This is a genomic window from Photorhabdus sp. RM96S (assembly GCF_042879335.1).
Lineage (GTDB): Bacteria > Pseudomonadota > Gammaproteobacteria > Enterobacterales > Enterobacteriaceae > Photorhabdus > Photorhabdus kayaii.
Map to the genome: position 1 here is coordinate 107197 of NZ_JBHFKT010000001.1, position 17383 is coordinate 124579.

The 17383-nt window shown below is 44.3% G+C and carries 22 protein-coding genes and 1 pseudogene; 1 reads left to right on the plus strand and 22 read right to left on the minus strand.

Features of this window, described 5'->3' with window-relative positions; all coding sequences use genetic code 11:
- Positions 1-23: 23 nt before the first annotated feature.
- The 4 genes from ACGF49_RS00535 to atoD form a co-directional block, all read right to left on the minus strand.
- Positions 24-170: a hypothetical protein gene (locus ACGF49_RS00535; RefSeq protein ID WP_349010375.1), complete on the minus strand. Its 147-nt coding sequence runs from the start codon at positions 168-170 to the stop codon at positions 24-26.
- A gap of 187 nt (positions 171-357) precedes the next feature.
- Positions 358-516: a hypothetical protein gene (locus tag ACGF49_RS00540; protein WP_228901024.1), complete on the minus strand. Its 159-nt coding sequence runs from the start codon at positions 514-516 to the stop codon at positions 358-360.
- A gap of 714 nt (positions 517-1230) precedes the next feature.
- A complete protein-coding gene (locus tag ACGF49_RS00545) occupies positions 1231-1881 on the minus strand; it encodes a CoA transferase subunit B (protein WP_112894513.1) in 651 nt (216 codons plus the stop codon).
- A gap of 2 nt (positions 1882-1883) precedes the next feature.
- Positions 1884-2543 (minus strand): acetate CoA-transferase subunit alpha, encoded by a 660-nt coding sequence (gene atoD, locus ACGF49_RS00550; protein WP_387488868.1) that lies wholly within the window; start codon positions 2541-2543, stop codon positions 1884-1886.
- Positions 2544-3549: 1006 nt separating this feature from the next.
- Here atoD and ACGF49_RS00555 point away from each other — a divergent pair.
- Positions 3550-3765 carry a cold shock domain-containing protein gene (locus ACGF49_RS00555; RefSeq protein WP_112879015.1) on the plus strand — a complete coding sequence of 72 codons (216 nt, stop codon included), beginning with the start codon at positions 3550-3552 and terminating at the stop codon, positions 3763-3765.
- Positions 3766-3998: 233 nt separating this feature from the next.
- Here the strand turns inward: ACGF49_RS00555 and ACGF49_RS00560 are convergent, their stop codons facing one another.
- The 18 genes and pseudogenes from ACGF49_RS00560 to sctS all read right to left on the minus strand — a co-directional run bounded on the left by ACGF49_RS00560 (position 3999) and on the right by sctS (position 17383).
- The gene (locus ACGF49_RS00560) at positions 3999-4391 is read right to left on the minus strand and encodes a CesT family type III secretion system chaperone (protein ID WP_228901030.1); all 393 of its coding nucleotides are present in this window, start codon (positions 4389-4391) and stop codon (positions 3999-4001) included.
- Positions 4388-5143: pseudogene (locus tag ACGF49_RS00565) on the minus strand (YopT-type cysteine protease domain-containing protein). Before ACGF49_RS00565 ends, ACGF49_RS00560 begins: the two are co-directional and overlap by 4 nt.
- A gap of 320 nt (positions 5144-5463) precedes the next feature.
- Complete coding sequence (locus tag ACGF49_RS00570; RefSeq protein ID WP_387488870.1) at positions 5464-6081, minus strand: HrpE/YscL family type III secretion apparatus protein; 618 nt, start codon at positions 6079-6081, stop codon at positions 5464-5466.
- On the minus strand, positions 6060-6686 hold the full coding sequence (locus ACGF49_RS00575) for a Yop proteins translocation protein K (RefSeq protein WP_349010831.1): 627 nt from the start codon (positions 6684-6686) through the stop codon (positions 6060-6062). The genes ACGF49_RS00570 and ACGF49_RS00575 overlap by 22 nt, the downstream gene beginning before the upstream one ends.
- Positions 6687-7424, minus strand: coding sequence for a type III secretion system inner membrane ring lipoprotein SctJ (gene sctJ / locus ACGF49_RS00580; RefSeq protein WP_271859315.1), 738 nt, complete (start codon positions 7422-7424; stop codon positions 6687-6689). It lies immediately after the preceding gene.
- Between the two features lie 6 nt (positions 7425-7430).
- Positions 7431-7769 carry a type III secretion system inner rod subunit SctI gene (gene sctI, locus ACGF49_RS00585; RefSeq protein ID WP_113040873.1) on the minus strand — a complete coding sequence of 113 codons (339 nt, stop codon included), beginning with the start codon at positions 7767-7769 and terminating at the stop codon, positions 7431-7433.
- A 75-nt stretch (positions 7770-7844) separates the two neighbouring features.
- Positions 7845-8411 (minus strand): YopR family T3SS polymerization control protein, encoded by a 567-nt coding sequence (locus ACGF49_RS00590; protein WP_113040874.1) that lies wholly within the window; start codon positions 8409-8411, stop codon positions 7845-7847.
- Positions 8404-8757 carry a YscG family type III secretion system chaperone gene (locus ACGF49_RS00595; protein ID WP_113040875.1) on the minus strand — a complete coding sequence of 118 codons (354 nt, stop codon included), beginning with the start codon at positions 8755-8757 and terminating at the stop codon, positions 8404-8406. The genes ACGF49_RS00590 and ACGF49_RS00595 overlap by 8 nt, the downstream gene beginning before the upstream one ends.
- A gap of 2 nt (positions 8758-8759) precedes the next feature.
- Positions 8760-9014: a type III secretion system needle filament subunit SctF gene (sctF, locus tag ACGF49_RS00600; protein WP_113040876.1), complete on the minus strand. Its 255-nt coding sequence runs from the start codon at positions 9012-9014 to the stop codon at positions 8760-8762.
- Complete coding sequence (locus tag ACGF49_RS00605; RefSeq protein ID WP_113040877.1) at positions 8980-9219, minus strand: EscE/YscE/SsaE family type III secretion system needle protein co-chaperone; 240 nt, start codon at positions 9217-9219, stop codon at positions 8980-8982. Before ACGF49_RS00605 ends, sctF begins: the two co-directional genes overlap by 35 nt.
- Positions 9216-10484 carry a type III secretion system inner membrane ring subunit SctD gene (gene sctD, locus ACGF49_RS00610; protein WP_324251590.1) on the minus strand — a complete coding sequence of 423 codons (1269 nt, stop codon included), beginning with the start codon at positions 10482-10484 and terminating at the stop codon, positions 9216-9218. The genes ACGF49_RS00605 and sctD overlap by 4 nt, the downstream gene beginning before the upstream one ends.
- Positions 10481-12331 carry a type III secretion system outer membrane ring subunit SctC gene (gene sctC, locus ACGF49_RS00615; protein ID WP_271865586.1) on the minus strand — a complete coding sequence of 617 codons (1851 nt, stop codon included), beginning with the start codon at positions 12329-12331 and terminating at the stop codon, positions 10481-10483. Before sctC ends, sctD begins: the two co-directional genes overlap by 4 nt.
- Positions 12319-12741 (minus strand): YscB family type III secretion system chaperone, encoded by a 423-nt coding sequence (locus ACGF49_RS00620; RefSeq protein WP_113040879.1) that lies wholly within the window; start codon positions 12739-12741, stop codon positions 12319-12321. Before ACGF49_RS00620 ends, sctC begins: the two co-directional genes overlap by 13 nt.
- Before the next feature lie 14 nt (positions 12742-12755).
- Positions 12756-13589 (minus strand): T3SS regulon anti-activator ExsD domain-containing protein, encoded by an 834-nt coding sequence (locus tag ACGF49_RS00625; RefSeq protein WP_262978339.1) that lies wholly within the window; start codon positions 13587-13589, stop codon positions 12756-12758.
- A gap of 114 nt (positions 13590-13703) precedes the next feature.
- Entirely contained in the window at positions 13704-14522 is an 819-nt protein-coding gene (locus tag ACGF49_RS00630) for an AraC family transcriptional regulator (protein ID WP_112879028.1), read from the minus strand.
- 757 nt (positions 14523-15279) lie between these two features.
- The gene (gene sctU / locus ACGF49_RS00635) at positions 15280-16335 is read right to left on the minus strand and encodes a type III secretion system export apparatus subunit SctU (protein ID WP_113040881.1); all 1056 of its coding nucleotides are present in this window, start codon (positions 16333-16335) and stop codon (positions 15280-15282) included.
- Positions 16332-17120: a type III secretion system export apparatus subunit SctT gene (sctT, locus tag ACGF49_RS00640; RefSeq protein ID WP_113040882.1), complete on the minus strand. Its 789-nt coding sequence runs from the start codon at positions 17118-17120 to the stop codon at positions 16332-16334. Before sctT ends, sctU begins: the two co-directional genes overlap by 4 nt.
- Entirely contained in the window at positions 17117-17383 is a 267-nt protein-coding gene (sctS, locus tag ACGF49_RS00645) for a type III secretion system export apparatus subunit SctS (protein ID WP_112879031.1), read from the minus strand. Before sctS ends, sctT begins: the two co-directional genes overlap by 4 nt.

The window sequence follows — 17383 nt, forward strand, 5'->3', positions numbered from 1 at the left end:
TCGTTATCTATGCTCCCGGGGATTCACTCCCTTGCCGTCGCGATGCATCTTGAAATCCATAGGGTATAAGCATTGCTGGCACAAGGTACTGAGGAATATAGAATAACAATGTTTGCGGGAACGCCCGATACATCTAAATATTTTATTATCAATATGGTGATAAGTGGCATTAAAACCAACTTACTGCCTATCTCAATAGGGCTATTTTATTTGCCCTTCTTTGCCATAAAGAGCGAACCTGGGCAGTGCTCAAAATCCTCACGTACTACGTGTACGCTCCGGTTTTTCCGCGCTGTCCGTGTTCACTGTTCATTGATAAGAATGGCCTGCAACAATTACGCCTATTGAGATAGGCTCTTAAGTATAGTCGCATAGGAAATCGAAAGTATCTTTTTTATATGCATGCTGATGAATATATAAATCACTACCGGTAGGATCGTAATCAATTTTATTTAATGCTAAAAAGAGATCCTGTTTTTCTTGCATAGTTAATTGAAATATATTTTGGTAATCCATTTATATTCTCTTTGAAAAATAATAATGTTAGTTAACCCTAAAAGTAGGAATATATTACATATATTATTCTTCTTTAAAACCAAAATTAACAAATAGTGTGATTTGAATCACCCAAAATAAAATGATTATATTTGATTTTTTTAAATCTTAAGGTGTGATAAAAATCATCTTTTTAATAGGTGATGATCACTGTAGCTAGATAGTCTAAAGATTAAGTGCGATGTATTAATGGAAAAATAAATTAATTTATCTCTAGCTCTATAATTGAAAAAACTATAAAAATTGTGTGCTTACATGAATGCGCCTAGATTAAATTGGCTGATATGACTACAATTATATGTTAACTGTTTCGTTAAATAAGAATGCTAAGATCCTTCTTATAAAAACACCTATACAAATTTATGATAATTCAATGAGTATTTATTATAATTATTCTATGCTTTATCTAGAATAAAGAGACAGTTCTTGAAGTATTATTACTTCATTTTATTAATATTTGAGTGGCTATTTGTTTTAATTACAGTAATTCCAATATCTTCAAATTTCTTGATATGATTATTGATAATGATGATAAGTTAGCGGGAATATGAGCAATGATAATAATTAGCAGATTTCAGCAGCCATTGCCTCACATCTGAACCGTCTAGGTTGGTGGGACGGTAGGATAGTATTGATAAAACCAGCTAATGATTCTGCTAATTATGCTCATTTCTCCTATATCGGTACAGGCATGACTTTGAGGTCATGTGCGATGCTAAATTCTGCTTCAGTTTTTTCTCGTAGAGTCTCTAATGTGACATTTGGCGCATGTTCTTTCAGGATTAACTGACCCTGTTCAAAGCAGAAGACACCTAATTCAGTGACAATCATGCTGACTTTATTGATGGCGGTAAGTGGCAGAGTACACTGCTTGAGGATTTTTGCTGAACCGTCTTTGGTGCAATGTTTCATTGCAATGATGACTTTACGTGCACCGGTGACAAGATCCATTGCCCCTCCCATACCAAGGACCATTTTCCCCGGTATCATCCAACTGGCTAGGTTGGCATGCTGGTCAACTTGCAGCCCCCCCAGAATACAGGCATTGACGTGACCGCCTCGAATAAGGGCAAAAGAGAGGGCACTGTCAAATATGGCAGCGCCGGGCAAGATGCCACAGGGGTTTCCGCCAGCATTGACCAGATTGGGATCTATTTCTGTAATAGGTCCAAGGCCCAGTATGCCGTTTTCTGATTGGAGAGTAATATGAATGTGATCAGGCAGATAGTTCGGGACTTGCGTGGGAATACCGATGCCAAGATTAACAACATCGCCGTCTTGTAGTTCGAGAGCAGCACGGTGGGCAATAACTTGTTGAGCATTCATTATTAATTTTCTCCTGGATAAACGATGTAGTCGATCAATGCGCCAGGTGTTATCACGCAGTCTGGTGCGATTTCACCGACTTCAACCAGTTCATTCGGCTCGGCAAGTGTAATATCTGCCGCTAGGGCGATTATTGGGTTAAAATTTCGGGCACTGAGTTGGTAGGTGAGGTTGCCATGATGATCGGCAAGATGAGCTTGAATTAACGCGAGATCGGCACGTAGCGGGAGTTCTAATAAATAGTCTGTTCCATTGAGGGTGATTTTTTGTTTTCCCTCTTCTACAACAGTACCTACCCCGGTTGGGGTTAGGAATCCGCCCAGACCGGCTCCGCCGCAGCGAATACGTTCGATCAACGTTCCCAAAGGAACCAGTTCCACTTCTATTTCTCCAGCAAGCATTTTGCGTCCGGTTTCCGGATTAGTGCCAATATGTGAGGTAATGACTTTTTTCACTCTGTTATTAACCACAAGGGGGCCTATGCCGGCGTCGATACGGCCAGTATCGTTAGCAATGATGGTCAGATCTTTGATACCGGAGTTCAGTAATGTGGTGATTAAGCGGGGAGGTGTGCCTATGCCCATGAAACCGCCAACCATAATGGTCATACCGTCATAAAAATGTGCCATAACTTGTTGTATACTAATGAGTTTATTTTTCATATTAATTCCCTATATATGATATATGGATATAAGCGCTTATCTTTAAGTTAGCAATAGGTATGCCAACCACAGGATTTAAATAAGAATATTTTATAATTAACTGAAATTTAATTAATTCTACTTATCGGGTTGAGGAAAGTGTGTTCAGGTTTATACGAACAATAAATAAGCGGCGTGCAAAATCTTGCACAGGTGTGCACGTTTTGTTTCGCCATTTCTTGAATGACAAACAGGTGATTACCCGATAATGAGAATCTCGTTAGTAATGAATGTCGGATGAGGCACGGTGTCGTTAATTGACTTCTTGCTTCATCAATTAGCCTCCGAGAAACCTCGTCGCTCAGGGTGAGGAGGAAAGGCGGTGATTGGGAGTATAGAAAGCGTTGCCGAATGGGGGAAAATGGGTAAGTGTGAGGGGTTTCTAATGGGTTTGATTCACTTTAGCCTTATAGGTGTAGGGATGATCTGGTTAATACCGAGAGATACGGCATTGTATATTAAGGCCGCACCTTTAATCTATTTTTTAAGATAATCGTAAATTAGGATTTCTGAGAGAGATAGTGATAGTGCCAATCGGATTACCGTTGCAGGTATCTTTTCCATAACTAAAATCAAAACATTTCATCTGGTCCCCGGTTTCTACCACCGTTCCATTAATTAGCGATGAAATTTTTACGGAGCATTGTATTTTTATAATTCAGTTAGTTATGGCTATGATAAAGCCATGCAATATGGATAAAGTCGAAATTTAGGATAAAGGAGAACACCAATAGAAAAAAATAAATGAAATTAAAAGTTGCTAATGACCAATCAATGTGATTTAATAGCGTCACTGGTTTGGAAGTACAGACCTATTTATGAAAAGAAAGTTAAAGCAGTTCACCATTTAGCGTTATCCCCGATACCACTTCATTGCGAATTCCTTATAATTAGTATCCATAAGTAAAACTGAAAAACAGACCTAATAACGCCTTATGGCAACTTAATAAAATTAAAGGAAAATTCTATGTCTAATGCAATGACTGGTTCAGTAAAATGGTTTAACAACGATAAAGGTTTTGGCTTTATTTCCCCAAAAGATGGAAGTAAAGATGTTTTTGTTCATTATTCTGCAATTCAGAGTAATAATTTCAAAACACTGGAAGAAGGTCAGGAAGTTTCATTCTCTGTTGAGAGTGGTGCTAAAGGCCCATCCGCAGCAAATGTTATCGTATTATCTTAATTTAACTTGACTGCTTAAATCTATTAGCAACTTTACGATAGCGATGAAGGTAATATCCTGAGTAGTTAAAGTTGTTAATCAGTAAAAAACCGCTTAATTGCGGTTTTTTTGCATGGCGGTAACAGTATTTTGTTTAACTCTTTGTTTGATTATTTCGCCTTGGCAGTTTAAAGGGGAGCAAATATTGAAGCTCCCATTGAACTTATATTCCGGTGGTGGTTTGTATTTAGCGATCAAACCCGCATCAAGGAAGGCGGCAGATTTTTAGGCTGTTGGGTTGTGTTAGGTGTCAGGCGCTGCTCAATATCATCAATAAAGCGCTCTAACCAAGCTTGTAGTTCCGCTACATCTACTCCGGCCAAGGGGCGTTGTGACCACAAAATGGCTTGTCCATCCAAATTACCTTGGACATGAGCTGGCCAATGTTGCCCAAAAAGATTGTTGGCATGACTGACTTCGGGCCCTAATTCGCAGAACAACTGTAGCCAGTTGTCGTGATAACAGCCAATCAATACCTGAAAACGTCCATCGACTTCTAAAGTGTAGATACCATCGTCGGTAGGGGATGCGGGCACTCCGAGTTTAGAGAATAGCGCTTCTATAAGCTGGTGATAGTCGTGTGTCATCGTGTTTTAGACTCGAAGTTGGAAACGTAGAAATTTTCTCCCAGTCCGATTTCCTTGTTGTACATGGATTTGGACCAGAAATCTTGAGAGAACCAGTTGGAGAATGAGGTTTTATCCGGGAAGTTGAACTCGCCGAAGTTAGGATCGAAGAAGGTAACACCTCTCTGGTCATCGACATAGGCGGCTACGGTGTGCCCGGCCATCTGCCCTTCAAAACTGATCTTCTTGTAGCCTGATCCCTTATTACCTGTATCCAGGATAGCGTTTAATAGATCTTTTGTGCCTTTGCTGCCAGTTTCGCCGTTTGTATCAAGTTGGCTTCGTGGTTGGACGCCGTTCTCACTAAGCTAGGATTCGGTTATTTGACTTTGTTCGGCATAGGGGTCCAGGCCATCCATCTGTAATTGCTTAATGGAAACCAGAGAGTCGATATGGAATTGACCTTTCTGGCCGCCTACGTAGAGCTGATCGAAGACACTTTCACCTTTGGCATGGGCACTTATCCAATGGGCTGATATGGATTCACAAACCCCGCCGGAGGTGTCACTATGTTTCATGATTTGATCCAGAAAGGTCCCCTTGGTCTGGGCAAACTTGAAGGTGATTTCGCCGCCGTGCTTACTTGCAGAATTTCGAACACTCCCTAACGTGGTGCTTACCGCAAAGTGGACAATTCGGTCCTTTATCATGCTGAACGAGAAGCGGCTCTCTTGATTCTTTTTGCCATCGGTGGTCAGTTGGCGATCGAGCATAGAGTGGCCCGGTAGATTGCGTTGAATCGCCGCTGAGAGGCGCTCTAATAGCCCTGGTCTGGGTGAAGAGTACCCGACAGTTCACCCTGTGGTTGATTAACGGCTGTGGTATCGAGCTGTTGGGTAGGAAATATTCTTTGTGATTAATACCTGAAATGGGAGACAATGGTCACTCCTTAAGTGGTTTTTTTGAGATATACGCTTGGATATTAGTAGAGTGAATCATAATGTTTTGTCGAAATAGAGAATATTAATAACGGCAGAAGAAATTTTCACTTTCCGTCGAAAACCGGTTATCTCTTTGAAGTGTGATGGTGTCGTCAACTTTGCCATTGGTTATTGATGGCTGACATTAGTGCTTCTAATTGGCTATCCAAACTGGCATCAATGATCCCGACTTCTGTTTCTAAAATACAGCCCCCTTGATCGAGACGCTCATCAGCAGTGATCTCTAAATAGCCGATTTCAGGGAAATCTTTGTGTACCCGTGATATTTGTTCGCGAACTGTTGCGGCCTGTTCAGGATTAACGCGCAGGATAACCTGTTTCTGGTTACTGACTAATGACAGGGCCTCACGAACTACCTGTAAGGTGAGGGAAACTTGGTCATAATTCTTTAGGATTTTACGTACAGCCTGCAATACTACATTGCTCATCTGTTGCTCCACCTGCCGGTAATATTGTTGGCATTGCAACTGGGTTTGATGAATCAGGTTAGCTTGTTCTGCGCGGGCAGCATCAATGCCTGCTTGCCAACCTAACTCTTTTTGTTGCTCATACACTGCCTGCGCGTCATGTTCAATTTCTTGTGCCTGGAGCCGGGCAGCCTCAAGCAGAGATTTGGCACTGAGGCAGGTCTGATAGTCCGCTTTACGCAGTATCTGGAGCTCAGGAGACAGTTGAAGATGCTCTGTCGTTATTTTAATAAATGGTAACATTCTGTATTCACTTGCTTAGCCAATTTGAGACACAATGCTTGTGCCAACGGTCGTTCTGCCTGGCTGACAGGCCAGGCCGCGAGGTTTTCATAAGAGGGAAGCCGCAGGCTCAGGCGATTAGCGAAATCAATAGGAGGAGACTCCATCGCCGTTAGCCAGAACTGTAAGGCACTGGTACGAAAATAGTTTGCATTGATTTCTGGTGGTAATGAGCGCTGCCAGCCAGTCGGCCAGTTGCCGATAATGATGTCGAGATACTTTAAGCAGAAGCGATGTCCCTCTTTTCCTAGTGAGCCATGTAAGTGGCGAAGTTCTGTCGCCATCAGACAATGGCGGATAGCTTGCCCATGAAGTAAAGCTCCTAGCCAAGTAAGAAGTTGTTCTAAGCACGATTGCTCTAACAGGGCGATATTTCCCAATCCAGTTGGTAATTCATAATCCACATTTAGATCAAATTGGGTCAGCAGTAGCCCATTTAGCCTGGGAGAGTTTCGCCACTCAGGTAGGGAAGATAAGACTGCAAGCCATTCCGGTAATAGATGGTCAGAATGAATATAGCTGGCAGGGCAAAACCGAAATTGATAAGGCGTTAATGCGGTTACCATTTATTGCATCCTGCTTCGGTGCCACAGGAATTGCGCCAGATTACTGACAAATAACAAGGCCAACAATAGTACCAACAGCCCAATCAGACGTCCCTGTGACTCTTCAGTCACTTGGATAGAGAACAGCGTGGAGTAGCGTGGTGCCAGCGGTACCTGACGCACGCCCGCTGCGGGCACTAATACGACACTGATCCGATCATAACTCAACCCTTCAATGCTGTTATTAACCAGTTGCTTGATCTGAGGAATGTAAGTGTCGAGTTGCACGTCCGCTGCGTGCTTGATAAACACTGAGGAAGAGGCTGGCGATAGTTTTTTACCTAGTCTGTCTTGCTCTTCGGGTAAAACAACATGTACCCGTGCTACCAGCACACCATCGATCTCAGAAAGTGTTCGAGCAATCTCCTGTGCTTTGGCGAAATTAAGCCGTGCTCGCTCCTCTATTGGTGAAGAGATAAGGCCGTCTTTAGGGAAGACATCTTGTAACGAGGAAAAGTTTTCCCGTGGATATCCTTTACGCTTGAGCACCTCAACAGCTTGGGCGATATCAGACTCTTCGACTAACAGCTTGATATTGCCATCTTTGTCTGGCTGCTTATCAGAGGAAATGCCCGCTTCCCTGAGCAAGGCTAACATTTCGTTGCCTTCTTTTTGGCTAACTCCGGTGTAGAGTTCGATTTTACAGCCAGTTAGCATCAGGACAGCGAGCATAACGCAGATTATATAGTGTTTCTTCACAGCTCCTCACTGGGCTTTCATTAGGGTTTCAATGTTTTGATTGAGCCGTCCTACCGTTTTGGCAATCAGCTCTTCTTGCAGGGTGATCCGCATTAGAGACCACTGCATTTGCATCAGGCTGTTAGGATCACTACTAGGGACTGCTAGCTGTGTTTCCAAATCTTGTTTTGCCTGAGTAAGTTGCTGTCTGAGCTGACCCAATTCATTGATCAGATTGTTTTCAATCCCCTGATCTTGATTGGACATAGCGTGTTCAAAACTCGCAATATTTTCGGCACTGGCCTGATGTGTGTTAAGTTCATCCAGGCTGGTGATCAGTGTCTCGCTTATCTGTGGTAGATCCATAGTTCCTCCAAATTTGAGGTATGTGCAGTTTATTTAGGTTGTCTATCCCTGTTTCATGGTGTTGTGGCTGCTCCATTATTCTTCCAAATCGGGTTTGTGTGAGTTTCGTATCAGGTTATCCACCATACCGTTACGGGGGATCAGCGTTTTTAACTCTTGTCGGATAAGGTCACTCAGGTACTCATTGCCAGGAATAGGCTTAATTTCGCCGAGTACCTCAAGAAGAACCGTCTCCTGCTGTCGACCCGTGGGGGCGAATTCACGAACAATCTTTCTAAGTTCTGGCATATCCAGTGGTGGTTTGATGTTGCCTGTCAAGCCACCAAACTGCGACCATAAGCGCTCTTGTACCGGGGCAATCAGCTTGGCCTGTAACTGAGCACGTTGGGAGGGCTGTTTATCAGGCGATAAAGCCTGATACCACTGCCATGTCACTCTGCGCTGTGTCGCTGGATCAAAATCGCCTAAAACGTTTTCCAGCGATTCTCCCTGTAGCCAGCGTTGTTGGCGCTCTTTCAGCATTTGCTGATCCGGCATGGTTTCCAGTGCTTGCTCAAAGCTGTGCTGATGCCTGGCGCTGACCGAAGGTTGTACCGTTGGTTGCGACACGGTGTTATAGGATGGCCCTTCAATCCTATTCATGAGCCAGTTGTTCCAGCATGCCGTCAACGAAGGAGAGCAATTGTGGATTGTCACTGCCAGCCATTCGCGTCAGCCTCTGCTCCAGAGCTGATGCCAGCCCCAGACGCCACTCACACAACGCTAACCAAGGTTCCAAACTAGGCCAAGGAAGGTCCCGACCAAAATCCAGCGCCTGTTGATATTTGCCTTGGTTTGTTAGAGAAGAGAGCCGAATCAGGTTTGCTGCTTCTTGCCCTTCCTCGCTTGACATCAGCCAGTCGGCAATAATATTGGCTTCGTCATGGCAGTGATGGCCGCTTCCAACCAGAGCAATATCTGCCAGTAGCCCTTTGAGTGAACGTGTCATGATTAGATCTTCTGTAATATTCCCTGCATCAGGTCTTTCATGGACCGGGTGACAGTAGAGTTAATGTTGTAGATGACCGACCATTTGTTAATCTTGTGTTGTAAATCAGCTAGCAAAGCAGGGTTATCAGCGCCCTTGTTGAGAGCAGTAATTGCTTCATCAACGTCTGTGTTGGCTTGGTTAGCTTGTTTACTCAACTGACCAGCAACCTTGTCGAGGGTATTAACTGTTGCTGAGGAAGTGAAAATTTGGGCCATGATGGTCTCCTTCTGTTGTGTTAAGTATTGTGATTGCGGCTTGGATGGCATCAGCCTCCAGTTGCCATTGTTGGTATTCTTGTGCGGAACCGCCACGTCTCAGGTGTTGCTTGATATCGTTCAGCGCCTGAGAAAGGCGATGTTGCATTTCGTTGACATAAGTGGGATCAGCACCAAACAGTCGTGCTTCCAGGGATGTCATCATGAAGCTGGGCTCCTGTTAAGTTTGACGATAAATTGTTGCTTACCCTTGGTAATAACAATCGCATCTTGACGAATGTCCTCGATGATTAAACCGTTTTCTGTGGTTGCTCCAACCGGGTAACGTAGGTTGTTTTTGAGTACCACATAGGGCACACGCCCGAGAGAAACGGCTCGGACGTCGAAATTGAGCTCATCATTGCGGGTGAGCTGCTTATTATTCAGTAATACCAGTGCCGGCTGGTTGCCGAACTCTTGCTTAAATACCTGTTGTAAGCGGTAGAAGTTATGCGTTTGGTGTTCATCCAGTTGACCTATGAACTCGATACGATCATTTTTATCCTTGTAGGTCAGCGTGTCAGGTAAATCATGTTTAGCCAATAACATATCCAGTCGCTTGAGGTGGTTACCGGTGAACCGTGTCTGGTCTTCTATGCCAAGCAAACCCGGAACATCCCGTTTGAGTAGTGACTCGATATTGTTCCATTGCTGGCTGGTATCAGTGACTTCGCCTATAAGGCGGATCCAACCGGGTTGTTTACCATCGCTACTTTGGATCTGGGCATAGCCTAATTTTTGTAAAATGAAATCTACCCCCTGACGTAACTCTTCCATAGTACGTAACTCCAGCCGATAACTGAGAGAGTGGGTATCGAGATACTGTTGCAGGGCCAGCCGTTGGTGGTTGAGAGCCACATAACCTTTGAGCACCGGCGGCCCGTGATTGGGCATCATTTGTACGCTCACCTGGCGATAGGCTGAATCACTACTGAGAAAACGGCGTAGTTCTTGCTCGGCCATACCGTTGGACATGTTGCTTCTTTGCCATCCTTCATGTCCAAGCAGCGCCAGGAAACCAAGTGCCAGTACCAGACAAAGTATCAACATTCCACCAGCTACCCGGCTATGATTTTGCCGGGCAGGACGCTGTGGTGTGACCGCTGGTTCAGCCAGTTGGTTTGGGAATGTATGTTGTTGGTCACAAAAAGCCCACAATAACGGGCCAGCCTCCTGACGGGCCAGCGCTTGCAATGTCGCACCCGGTGACAGCGGTTCGCCATTCTGACTTGGTGCGACTTCCCCGGCCCATTCCAACAGGCGAATTGAGTTTGGTTCGACGTCTAAGATCAGGTGCACAGGAGCAACATCTTCATCCACCAGAACGATATCTGCCTGTAGGGGGTCTGAGCCGATGGTTAAACGCCCCTTAGCTAAATTGACCTCAATACTTTTATTCAGTCCGCGATAAAAGCGAATTTTCCAACTCATCTATTCGCCTTATTTTGTACACGAACACACCAGGTTTCTTTCAGTGAACATTGCTGTTCAATGACTCGCCATCCGTAAGTGTTACCCATTCGGCATGAGTCTAAAAACGAGCTTTTACCTGCTTGCCGGAGCGTTTCTTGTATTTGACGAGCCGAGGATAATGGTTGGCACTGTGCACTCCCTAGAACTTTACCCAACGATAAGCTCTGATTAGAGATATCCTGTGTTGCCAGTAATCCAGGGCGTAGATCTTGTCCGTTACCAAGAGCCAGATAATGGGCTATCCCACTATCAATCAGACGTGGCTCAATAATGAATAGCCGTACTGATCGCCGAACTTGCTCACTGGTATTGCGAAACAAGACCCCCAGGTAGGGGATATCGCCTAAAAATGGCACTTTGCGTGTTATTTGACTCATTTCGTCGCGGTAGATGCCACCAATCAGCAGACTTTGCCCATGTCCAACTCTGGCAACGGTATCGACAACGGTTCGGCTGATAGTCGGGATGCCATCCTGCCCTGAGCTATTAGGTTTCTGGTTACCATCCTCAATATGCAGGTCTAAGCTGATTTCAGGAGAATCTCCTACTTGGATGACTCTGGGGATCATGCGTAGCATAGTGCCATAGGTAAGGCTTTTAAGCTCGGCAACCCGTTCGCCATTAACTTTCACGTAGTAGGTTTCATTGTTGTCAATGACTGCTTGTGTATTCTCCTGCGTTAAAAGCGTTGGGCGGGAAATCACTTGAGCGCTTCCTTTACTCTCTAGCAAGGTTATTTTGGCGAGCAGGTAATCCAGGCCACGGCGATCGACCAGGCTACCTAATGCGGCTGAACCGAAGTTTTCACCTTTTTCTTTGCTCTCTCTCTTTTCCCTGGCAGAAGTTGTGATATCAATGATATGGCGAGGCCCGGTGTTGATTCCGACTTGCCAGTCAACTCCCAGTTCTGAAAGGTTGTTTGCATCGATGTCTACGATGGAAAGGGCAACTTCAATCCGGGCGGAGGGTTTATCCAGTGCGTTGATCAAATGGGCGTACATGGACATCCTTTCCGGGTTATCCCGTACAATGATGGCATTTAGGGAGGGTTCTGCTTGTACGACCGCACGGCTTGAGTAGCTTTCTCCCATAGAAGAAGATGCTTCACCAGTAACAGCGGTCACATTGGTATCACTGAGCAGGCGGGAGAGAATGGTGGCTATGCCCGGCGCCTCAATACTGGTATCACGATACTGGATCTTGCGATCAACCACTGAGGCGTATTTGAGCGGGAAAATTTCCACTGTCAAGGCGCCTGTTTTTTCGCTACGCAGCAATGACTGCTGTTCCAGTGCGGATGTAGTCTGATCAACCAGTTCAAGATAACGAGGAGGGCCTGATACGTAAACCAGTTGGTTGCCTGGATCAGGACGCCAGCCAAAGCGTGGCTCCCAAATACCGGAACGTTTTAGGGCTTGCTGTAACTCCGTTGCATTGGTTCGTTCAAGTTTAAGCAGGCGCGATTGTATTTCACTGTTTTTGAATACATAAAGCACACTCCCGTCGTAGTACCAGACCAGATTATAGAGTGAGGATAAATGTTGCAGGAATTCCTGAGGAGTGTCCTGCTCAAAATGGCCGTTAACTTGATCGGTCACCTTGTCGCTGACAACCACTGATGCTTCATAGTTGGCACCGAAATTAACTAGTACATCCCGCAAGCTTTCTCCTTTTGCCAGATAGTTATAAGGCGCAGGAAACCAATCCAGATCTTGGCTATAAGCAGAAGGGAGCACCACACCGCTGATACTCAACGACAACAGTAGGGAACGGCATAGCCTTTGGAATGGTTTCATGGTTGCCATATTGCCTGTTTCCATTGAGGGGCGGATTGGGTTTCCGACAATAAAGCCATGACTTGTTCCAGTAGATCGACATGCAGAGTTAGCATCTGTTCCAGTATTTGAATATCCAAACTATCAAGGTCAAGGCGTGCTTCCAGAATAAGATTCTCTGATTCATCTAAGGTCAGTGCATGGGGAGCATGACGTCCCCAGCGCGTAACTTGTTGCAATAGTGTTTTCAGTAATTCAGCGCCTGACGGATCTTTTGGGTTATGGCGCCAGCTTAGCGGGCTGGATAACACAAGTTCAGTTCCCTGTTGGCGAAAAAACAGGTTGTAGTTATCAATGTGCAAATGGTAATGCCCTTGTCTATCGGAAACAAAAGGCTTCTGGCCTAAGCGGCTGGCCAAATGATTGAGTAGAATTTGCATGTTTCCTCTAATAATTAGGTCGTCGATTGCCAGTAAAAATTGTCCTGTGGCAGGCACAGAAAATGGGCACAAAGCCATTTTTTCAAGTGAGTAGCTTCCTCGGTGTCATGCTCTAAAGTAGTCAACCACGCCCAACAGGATGACAGTGCTTCGGGAACCGGCATAAAAGCGGTTAGGTCGCCGCCAGTCTGGAGTGCATCTAGCCCAGTAAACCAGTTGGGCCATGCTTCGCGAGCTTGGGTTTCCGTTGTCAACAGCCGTTTTTCTAATAGTTGCTTGTGTTGATTAAGCGCTGCTTGCAAAGATGTAACCTCTTTATGATATTGTTCCCGGCATTGAGACGAGACGCTTTCGGCTTGCTGCCAAAAATGCGCTTTAGCATGCAGTTGCCGTTCTTGGATCTGTAACTGATCAAATTCAGTGAGCCAGAAGTCTATTTCTGGTTCCAACAAACGGAGCCACCAGTCAAATAGCGGCTGTAATACCCAGTGCTGTAAAAGATGTTTGTCAGCTAGGTTTATGCGGTCACCCAGCACCTTATTCCAGTCACATTCCGGTTCTGCCGCCGCTCTAATGAGCTGTTGTAGGTCATCACGCCGCAAAGCTTGCCCGCAATTTAACCGTCTACGAAACCAGACAGACTTCATCAAGCTTTCCAGCAGATGTCTGGGTAGCAAACGTTGTAATAAAATAAACTGTTGGCTATTGATAATGTCTCTATTCTGATACTGAATAGCCGATGATTTTCCGAGTAATTGATCCCGGCGTGGAATTCCCGACTGCGTGACAGAGATCTTGCGGCCGAGAAACATGCTGGTTCGAGTCTGATTATGGTCTTGCTGGCTCATGCTATGCTCATCTTGCTGCTAGTCACTCTTGTCGATTAAATTAGGGATGGCCTTATTTTATCTGTCAGGCCAACGGTTAACTTGTAAAAAACGTCAGATTATTTTAGCCAATCGTTACTCTTTGCCATACCTGGCTCGACTGGGCGTGCAATTAAAGCGTCTCCGATAGCTTTGAGTAAAGTAGGATTGGCTGGAAAATCCTGCTTCCATCGAGATATTAACAATACTCATCTCGCTATTGAGTAGTAGCTGATGTGCATAAAGAATACGGCGTTCACTGATCCAAGCGCGTGGTGATATTCCGTATACCGAACGGAACAGCTCCTTGAAGGTGGTTAATCCCATACCAAATTCTTTAGCGAATTCACTGAGTTTCCACTCCTTAAGGTAGTGATTTTCCATAAAACTCTGTAAACGTTCCACTTGGCGATTGCTCAATTGTCGTAATACTGACATGAGCAAAGTACCTTGTTCTCCAAATGCTAATAACAATAGCAGTTCTTCTGTTCTGAGTTGACCCAGCGCTGTAGGATAATCATGAGCTAATAGATCGACCAACCCATTTATACTTTGAGATAACAGAGGGGATGAGGTAAATGCAATTAATTCGGGTGTTGACATGTTGTGCCGCTCGACTTCACTGAGCAGAGTACCAAAGCGTTGCAGAAACCCGTGGAGGAAAGTCGTACTCAGAGGCAACCAGAGTAGTTTGCAAGTATCACTACGCGTTTTTGCTGCATAACTGCCACGACGAACAAAAAGCAGCTCATTGTGGGAGATATCGTAGGTATTGGTGCTGTCCTGCCATGTCATTTCACCTTCGAGCAGGATATATATCCCTTCTTGGGGGTGCTCTATAACGTTAAAGGCAGGCATGCTACGCTGGAGTAGCGAGATATCCATTCCCTTCCCTGATGTTGTGATGCCGTTCATTCTATTGTCCTGGATCTGTTGGTGTTATGTTTTAAAAATACAAATCACATTATTATTAATAGATATTTTCTTTGGTTTCGCTGCCTGGAATAGACAGTGAAGAATAATTTTACGTATTTAACCTGATGGTTAACTATAGCATCTTTTAATTAAAATGATTTTTGCTAGTGAGCCTATAATGTTCTTTGGTTCGAATACTCTATTATTCTCACGTTTTATAAACGTTTTATAAACGAAGAGTGAAAAGGGATCAGTTTTTTGCACGATAACGATTGCTTATAAATTTTGCGCCCTTAGTTATAAACTGAGTCTTTTGTCTTGATTGATATTGATATTGATATTGATAGTTATCTCCTTTCATTCAGGAAATCTATTAGTGATTCATAATACGTTAGTAATTGTAATGAATGATAGCTAGAGTAATATTAACGAATTAGCAGGTGTAGAAATCAGCGCAAAGTGAAATCCAAATAGCTACGTGTAATATAAATCACTTAATAATTAATTCAATCTGGTTTCAACTATTTGATCAATCGATAAAAACAAAAAATCCACTCAACCTAATTGGATTGTTTATTATAATATTGTTTAAGCAATGTTAGGTTATTAGCAGTAATTTTTATTTATATTAAATTTGTTGTTATTATGTAATTAAATCGTATTTCGTTTGCAATTGAGCATTGGCAAGGTATGTTAAATGCCAATGCTCAGTTCATATATGCAGTTTGACTGTCAAAAAGTGCTGTTTGAGGACAGGTTACAGCTCCGGCGGGCGATCTTGCCACTGTTCTAGCCAGCGCAAAACTTCTGCGGTAGCTTGGATAAGATCAGCAGGAATATATTGGTCTATCAGGCCATCTTGATAAAGCGCTCGGGCCAGCGGAATGCGTTGTAACACCGGAATACCTTCCTCTTCAGCAATACGTCGAACTTGCAGGGCCTGCGCATTGGTGAACTTGAGTGTAATAAGAGGTAACGGTGTTTCGCCTTTTTTGTAACGGATACCTACCGCAATGTGAGTTGGGTTGGCGACGATAACTGATGAATTCTTAACGCTAGCGCGCATATTGCTTGATTGTAATTCTTGATGAAATTGACGTCGTTTGCTTTTGATCTCTGGGCTGCCTTCACTTTCTTTATATTCCCGTTTGATCTCGTCTTTACTCATTCTAAGCTGCTTAATATGTTGGTAGTGTTCGAAGGCATAATCGGCAATAGAAATCACAATAAGCCCCATGCCGCATACGGTCATTAGCTGGGTTAACATTATGCCGAGTACAGGAACAATACATCTTGTTCCACATTCTGGCAGGCGCAGTAGTGCTTGTAGATTGCCTGCCAGAGTAATCCAAACCAAGGTGCAGAGCAGTCCTACTTTAAGTATCGATTTGATGAATTCCACCAGACTCTTGATAGAGAAGATTCTCTTAGCACCTTCAACAGGGTTGATCTTTTTAATATCAGGTTTGATGGAGTGTCCACTAAGTAGAAAACCGTATTGAGCGAAGTGTGATGCCAGCGATAGCAAAACGGAAACGCTTAGAATTGGCAGGCAGAGGTAGACCAGCTCTTGCATTAAGTTTTCAACCACATGGTTGAAGGCTTGGGGAAAGGGTTTCTCCAGCAGATTAGCCGGGATTAGCATCAGTTTACCCAGATGTTCCAAATAGTATTCAGACATGACCATTATCATGCCGATTAGCCCCAATATTAAGGAAGTGGAGACGACTTCGTTACTTTTGGTTACCTGGCCTTTCTTCCGAGCGTCTCTAAGTTTCTTGGGGGTAGGTTTTTCAGTCTTTTCTCCACTCATGGTGCCTCCAGAATAGGGATTAACATGCGCACTGGGGAGAGAATTAACAGCACTTTATCATAGGCATGGTGCATCAATAATCGGATATAGATAACCAGTAACAGGCTGGCAATTGCACTTTTGATCGGCATTGCTAACACGAAAACGTTGAGAGAGGGAGCAAAACGGCTAATCAGTGCCAGCCCGAACTCTGCCAGAAACATGGCAATTAGCAAAGGAGCAGCCATTAAAGCGCAGAGCTGTAGTAGATAGCTAAACTGCCCATAGAAAAAGTGGAGCCACTGGTTGGTAATTTGGGGAAAAAACTGCGTTACCGGCCAACTGTTATAACTTTGAAATAGGGCGCCAAGCAGACCAAGAAAAGCGCCGCCGGAGAAAAAGAGTGTTATCAAAGTTTGAGTCAATAATAGACCCGTGGGTGAGGTTTGACTTCCCAGGGAAGGGTTAAGCACTGAAGCCATTGTTGCTCCCCGTTGGTTATCTATAATAAAACCAGTGGCTTCCATCGCCCAAAATGGGATAGAGGCGATAAAGCCGATGAGCAGACCAAGCAGGACTTCCTTACCGAGCAACAGCGTCAATTCCAGACTACCTAATGTGGGCAACTGACTGCCTGCTACTGTTGGGTAAGCATAAAGGGCCAGTGAGCAGACCACGCTGTTGCGGATTAACCCACCACCTAGCATCTGTTTGCTGAGCACAGGAAATATCACAAAGCAACTCATAATGCGTGGTAACAACAGGGTATAAGCAAGCATTTGTTGCTGGAGCTCTGGTAGGGTCATTTGATTAGCGGCACCTTAAGAAAGGTCATGTTGGCAAAGCTATAGAGTTCGTTGCCAAGCCAGGTAGCTGTAGCGAATAGAGTAATGATGACCGCAATTAATTTGATGACAAAACCAAGTGTTTGTTCTTGTATTTGAGTGAGCGCTTGGATCAATGAAACCAATGTTCCTACTGCCGCAGCCATGAGTACAGGCGGCAGGGAAAGGATTAACACTAACCAGAGAGATTGGCTGGTGAAATGCAAAATATCAGCATTACTCAT